Below are 5,668 nucleotides of genomic sequence, written 5' to 3'. Positions count from 1 at the left end.
GTCAATACGGTTCTCGCTGCACGCTTACCAACAGGTCCGTCGATTTTGTTTTCAGGTGTGGATTTATTCGGGAAGATATTGTCATTTTTATCCGGCTTCACAGTGACGTTCGACATCATCCATGTCATGACTGGGTTGCCGTCATGATGGATTTTGTTGCCATACACGTCTGCCTGTACTGACTTCATTGACTCAGACAGGTTTTTAACTGTCTGGGCAACCTCCACCAGCGGAAGCCCCTCTTCGGCAAGCGCAAGGCTAAACTGGGTAGCACTCCATGGGTCAAAGGCTATTTCCTTCAGGCTTTCACCTTTAACCCAGGCTTCGACCTCTGCCTTGATATAGCCATGATCGATAACGTCACCATCAGTCAAATCCAGATAGCCAGCATCAGCCCATTTCCGGTAAAGCTCAGAAATATGCTTCGGGGCGGTCTCCAGCCGTCCTTCAGGGATCCAGAACTTCGACTTCGTATGCGTGTGACCAGATGGCGAAAGCCACGTTTTTACCGCGGCGCAGATATCAATTTTATTCGCGAGGTCAATACCTACCCAGAGTGGCCAGTTACGCAGTTCATCATCGGGTGCTATACCTGCACACTTCTCCCAACGGTCCATATCCATCCAGGCACTTTCCGCTGTAACCCATATGTTCAAATGTTTAGTGAAGAAATTTGGCCGAGCGGCAATCTGTTCTTTGGCTTTTTTCGCCAGGCGGCGCATATCATCCCAGCGCTTACAGATCCCCAGCCCCGGATTAGCTTTAGGCCAGTTCTTTTCATCGAACGGATCGTCGTCTTCATCCAGGGTATAAATCACAGCAAAATAGGTGTCGTCATCAACCACCCCGCGCAACACCTTGATGGCGTAATCTCGCTGTTCAAAGCAGATCCCTTCTTTATTTGAACCGGCCGTTGTGATGGCAAACAAAAGAGACTGCAGGCGTGCACCGGTAGCCGTTTCAAGAACATCCCATACGTCACGCGTACGGTGTGCATGAAGCTCATCGACGATACCGCAGTGAATATTCAGACCATCAAGGTTATTCGCATCGCTCGATAGCGGTTCAAACTTGGATGCAGTTCGTTCCTGGTGGATATTGAGCTTAACGTGACCAAACAGACGCCCCAGCGTCCTGGGGGCTTTCTTGATCATATTTTTGGCATCATCAAACACGATGCGGGCCTGATCGCGAGTTGTCGCAGCAGAGTAAACTTCTGCGCCTCCCTCACCATCGGCACCAGTCATATACAGACCGATGCCGGAAGAAAGCGTTGATTTGGCATTTTTACGGGCGACTTCGTCATAGGATGTGCGAAAACGGCGCACCATAATCGCATCGCCATCTTCATCAAACATCTGCTCCCCCGTCATTTCATCAATCAGGGGAATAACAAAACCGAAGATATTTATCAGGATAAAGACATGCCACGCCATCAGCTCAATCGGCTTACCTGCCAGAGCCCCTTTGACATGGGGAACAAAGTTATAGAAATCGAGAACGTGCTGGGCGCGATCCTCACTGAAGTAGACGCCGCGTTCCGGCCCATGTTCTAAATCGTTAAGGAATCTCTGGCACGCCAGGCGCACCAGTTCGCCAGCAACAATCTCGCCGGTTAGCACGCGCTCTGCGTACTGAATACCATCCGAAACGGTTGCCATTCATCATTTGCGCTTTTTCAAAAATTCATCGAGTGGATCAACTTCAGCTGGCCCCTTGGCACCAACTTTTGCTCTGCTTGCCGGCGTCATGCCGAATTCACCAAGCATTGCGCGAATACGTTTCCACACATCAGATTTCATCACTGCTGCCGGATGGGCTTTCACCATATCTTCGCCAGTCGCTGACTTTGATTTGTAGGTGTACCCCTCTTCTGCCAGAACATCACAATGATGCCGGTATTCAACATAGGCTTCGATCAACAGTTCAAGCGCTTTCCCGTCGAGCTGTGTCATCACGCCGATAGCGTCAAGTTCATCCCCGATCCGCTTAAACCAGTACTTCCCCTGTTTATCAAAATGCTTGGGAATTGGGGGGACCCCTGACGGGGGTTTGGGTTCATTCTTATTGATGGCTCGCTTCGATGGGTTCCCCTTCACCAAAACCAGGTGTGTCGGGGTTTTCGGTGGTCCAGACATAATCGAAAACTCCTATTAATCGTTTACGGTAGAACCCCTAAAAATCTTTTCCAACCTGCGGGCGTGTGACAAAAACTTAGGCGGCGGTCCTGAAGGCCGAGAGGGCTGAACTCTTTACCCGCCCCTCCCCCTCACGTTGACTGATGCGACTCATTCTCACTTGGTTCTTTCGACCGCCGTCTTCGCCCGGTGGCAAGGCCAGCAAAGGCTTTCGAGGTTCGATGGGTCATCGGTACCCCCATGAGCTTTCGGGATGATGTGGTCGACGCTTTTGGCAGGTGTGATACGACCATTACGTTTGCACCCCTGACAGAGATGCTTATCACGTGTCAGGATGAGTGGTCTGAGTTTGTCCCAGCTTGTGCCGTAACCTCGCTCATGTCTCGACTGGCCACGCTGGTGTTGTTGCCAGCCCTCATTGCGATGTTTATCGCAATAGCCTGATCTGTCCGTCGTTGTGCCAGCACATCCACGCTTACGACATGCCCTGGGTATTAATGCTGGCATGAACTTCTCTCCATCGGACCTGCAAGTCGCCATGCCACCCGCCGTTCGGTTCGCGGGGCGCCATCGGGATGTTGCTCCACAGACTGACCATCAGCGTGATCAACCAGCGAGTAGCATGGATACACAACAGATCCGCCACAGGCATCCCCTACCGCGAAATCAGCCACCTTGCGGTGGTCCCACCGAGCCAGTACTCGGGGCAGATAATGTGGCGGGACGCTGTAGCAAACAGCATGAATCAGCCGTGGTAAAGTAATGTGGTCAGCCCGGTTCTTGTCCGCGATTACCAGCCGTTCAGCGATCTGCATCTGATACTGTGGCGGTCGACCTGTACCTAGGTAGAAGCTTACTAGCGAATCAGGAAAGCGATTCAACCATTCGTTCACCTGTTCAGTAAAGCCAGCAACGGGGAGCGCATCATCTTCTAGCACCACCACCCTGCATGATTGTTCTGCGGCCCACTCAAGCGCACGGCGATGATTCCAGTTTGCGCCGTGGTCGCTATCGTCAGTCAGGAGATGAGCACCCAGCAGCGATGCCAGCCTTTGTGCAGAACTGATGCGGGAATGATGGCCTACCACCACAAACTTAATATGTTCAGTCATGTGGTTGATCCAATAATAATGCCGCACGAAGACGGATACTGTTTAAATATCAGGATGTTGCTTACTGATAACCATGGTTAAAGTGGGTACTCAGCCCGCCAGCGGTGGGAAACTGGCGTACTCATTTAAAGAGAATGGCTGATATCCACCAATGAAAAGGAATAACATGTCATACGATGTAAATGATCCAATGCAGCTACTCCAACTCCGTGTTGGCGCTCTGGAGTATTTCATGAAGCAAATCGCTGCGGCGCAACCTCAATCTGTAAGAGATTTGATTGAAGAAGAGACACAGAAACAGATTGCAATATGGAAAGATAAGAGCCCTGAAGTAGTGGAGATCATGGAGTCTGCTTTAAGTTTTCTACCAAACAAATAGCAGCTTCCGCTGAGGCAGTTCTTAATGCAGCGACCTGTTTTTTGGTCGCTTCTTTTTGTGCAGCAATTTCTTTTTCCAGCAATTCAACTCGTTGTTCAATTGTCATAGAACCTCCCACTATTTGTGACGCCACCAGGCAAACTCCTTTCCAATACCGTCAGTTTTAAAGATGGTGTGTACCTTAGGACCGGTAACGATGCGATCACCGAAAGACTTTGCAACCATACCGAACGCGCCCATGTCCACCAAAGTGGTGGGTGCTGTCTCCATCTTCCAGAAACGGTGACTTTCAATCAGGTAGTACTGTCGAATAATGTGGTGAGCAAACTCCATTACATCATCACGACTACCGCCCAGCAGACCAGCATTGAGCAATTTTTCGTGCCGATGTAACTCAATGAAGGCGCTGTATGCTTGCCCGTGATGGTTTGCTTTCATCCACGGCTCAGCGTACGTCTTATGCTCAGAACCCACGTAAATCTTACCGGGTTCCATTTCCTCCCACGGTTCATGCAACATTTCAACATCCGTGCCATCGGTACACCAGACGCGGGTAATATCAGGATTGGCACGTAAGTACTGATAGATATGCAGCCAGCGTGCAAAGTAAGGACTCATCGAGAGAGTGGGAACCAGGACGAGGTTTGCACCTCTCGGTGCTGTATCCAGTTCATCGGCCAGTACCACTGCATCAGCACCACGAATAGACGATGCCCATCCCTGAACCAACTCAGCAGATGCTTTCATCCTTACCTGACGCTGTGGATCATTCTGGCTAGTCAGAAATGAAGTGATCACCACATTACGCTGCTTCCTGAACGGTACATAAGCCGTGTAACCGCTATCGCGTCTGGCACTGTATATAACAGCATTGGATTTCGCTAACGCTTCACGCTCAGGCCGGGGAATTGAACGGGTGCCCTCTTCGTATTCATCCATTGAATGAATGAGATCTTCAGAACCAGCAACATCCGCAAACGCCCAGGTCGATAACCCTGCGTTGTGAATGCGAAGGGCCAGATCGGGATGCTCGTACATCCCGCGCCCGTATACCGGATCGAAGCCGCCAACCTTATCAATGGCGCTGCGGTGGTAATAAAGCATTACGCCGCGCTGTCCGGTATAGGCCACATGCTGATCGTCACGGTAAAGCACCGAGAGGTCATTCAACTTATTGCGTCCAGCCAGATCGAGAAACTGGTAAGCCAGGTGTGGCTCGGGTGATTCAATGTAAGGGAGGTGCCAATTATCAGCAATTGGCCATGCGTCATCATCCCATAAAAAAAGATGCTCGCACCCTGCATCCATCAGGGCTGAGAGGCTGGCGTTCTTTGAAGCAACAATGCCGAGTGATGTTTCATGGCGAAGCAGCTCAACGCCGTCTGGCACCGCTACAGCAGGTTTTGAACCATCATCGATAACAACCACCAGCACTCCAATTGGAAGATGATTCATGTGCTGTTCGAGCGATCGCTTCAGAATGTCGGCACGGTTGTGTGTCGTTATAGCAATGCCGATGCGGGCCACTGAATTGCAGGTGGGCGCATACGGGACACCGTCAATAGTGACCTGCATAATCACTTCCTTTACCTATAAAATTAATGCATAACTGTTAACCATTGATGGGTTCGGTTTAGAATTAAGAAAACAGCCATAAAAGGTATCGTCAAATGTCCAGATCTGGTTCCTTAGACTTGATCAACGAAGTAGAAGAAAATCTCTTGATTATGAAACAAAACCAAGAGATTAAGCCTGTAAAAGTGAAGTCAATGCTTGAACACTTAAGAAGTGCATTGGAATATTGTGCTAATGACACATTCGATAAACATCAGGGACAAAATATTTCTCAAAGACCAGATATTTACTTTCCTTACGGCGAGCAGAAATTTATAGACAATTTTTTTACTAAGAAATTGAAAATATCCACTCCACACTCATCCCCTCTATACAATGTTTATAATTCCATTCAAGACAGGCAAAGTAATAGTTCATGGCTTGGGATGATGTGTAACCTAAGGAAGGTGCGAATAAGCAGGTCA

6 protein-coding genes and 1 pseudogene are annotated in these 5,668 nt (G+C 49.5%); 1 reads left to right on the top strand and 6 read right to left on the bottom strand.

The features are described 5' to 3' along the window. The 6 genes from FDW88_RS01600 to FDW88_RS01580 all read right to left on the bottom strand — a co-directional run. The coding region (locus FDW88_RS01600; protein ID WP_137361891.1) for a terminase large subunit at positions 1 to 1,661 on the bottom strand (1,661 nt) is incomplete at its 3' end. A 3-nt stretch (positions 1,662 to 1,664) separates the two neighbouring features. Next, the gene (locus tag FDW88_RS01595; protein WP_137361890.1) at positions 1,665 to 2,138 is read right to left on the bottom strand and encodes a phage terminase small subunit P27 family; all 474 of its coding nucleotides are present in this window, start codon (positions 2,136 to 2,138) and stop codon (positions 1,665 to 1,667) included. Between the two features lie 156 nt (positions 2,139 to 2,294). Further along, complete coding sequence (locus tag FDW88_RS01590; protein ID WP_137361889.1) at positions 2,295 to 2,645, bottom strand: HNH endonuclease; 351 nt, start codon at positions 2,643 to 2,645, stop codon at positions 2,295 to 2,297. Continuing rightward, a complete protein-coding gene (locus FDW88_RS01585) occupies positions 2,633 to 3,250 on the bottom strand; it encodes a hypothetical protein (RefSeq protein ID WP_137361888.1) in 618 nt (205 codons plus the stop codon). The genes FDW88_RS01590 and FDW88_RS01585 overlap by 13 nt, the downstream gene beginning before the upstream one ends. Before the next feature lie 341 nt (positions 3,251 to 3,591). After that, complete coding sequence (locus FDW88_RS22395; RefSeq protein ID WP_170974145.1) at positions 3,592 to 3,735, bottom strand: hypothetical protein; 144 nt, start codon at positions 3,733 to 3,735, stop codon at positions 3,592 to 3,594. 11 nt (positions 3,736 to 3,746) lie between these two features. Continuing rightward, positions 3,747 to 5,204 carry a glycosyltransferase family 2 protein gene (locus FDW88_RS01580; protein WP_137361887.1) on the bottom strand — a complete coding sequence of 486 codons (1,458 nt, stop codon included), beginning with the start codon at positions 5,202 to 5,204 and terminating at the stop codon, positions 3,747 to 3,749. Between the two features lie 95 nt (positions 5,205 to 5,299). Between FDW88_RS01580 and FDW88_RS22545 the strand changes: the two are divergent. Then, positions 5,300 to 5,668: pseudogene (locus tag FDW88_RS22545) on the top strand (hypothetical protein); the annotation flags it as partial.

The sequence above is a fragment of the Citrobacter sp. wls829 genome, from assembly GCF_005280825.1.
In the GTDB taxonomy this organism is placed as follows: domain Bacteria; phylum Pseudomonadota; class Gammaproteobacteria; order Enterobacterales; family Enterobacteriaceae; genus Citrobacter; species Citrobacter gillenii.
This window is presented reverse-complemented; position numbering and strand designations above follow the sequence as displayed.

Bases quoted from the DNA above. Each gene is read 5' to 3' on its own strand.
- FDW88_RS01595 (WP_137361890.1), bottom strand. From the start codon at position 2,138: ATGTCTGGACCACCGAAAACCCCGACACACCTGGTTTTGGTGAAGGGG.
- FDW88_RS01590 (WP_137361889.1), bottom strand. From the start codon at position 2,645: ATGCCAGCATTAATACCCAGGGCATGTCGTAAGCGTGGATGTGCTGGC.
- FDW88_RS01585 (WP_137361888.1), bottom strand. From the start codon at position 3,250: ATGACTGAACATATTAAGTTTGTGGTGGTAGGCCATCATTCCCGCATC.
- FDW88_RS22395 (WP_170974145.1), bottom strand. From the start codon at position 3,735: ATGACAATTGAACAACGAGTTGAATTGCTGGAAAAAGAAATTGCTGCA.
- FDW88_RS01580 (WP_137361887.1), bottom strand. From the start codon at position 5,204: ATGCAGGTCACTATTGACGGTGTCCCGTATGCGCCCACCTGCAATTCA.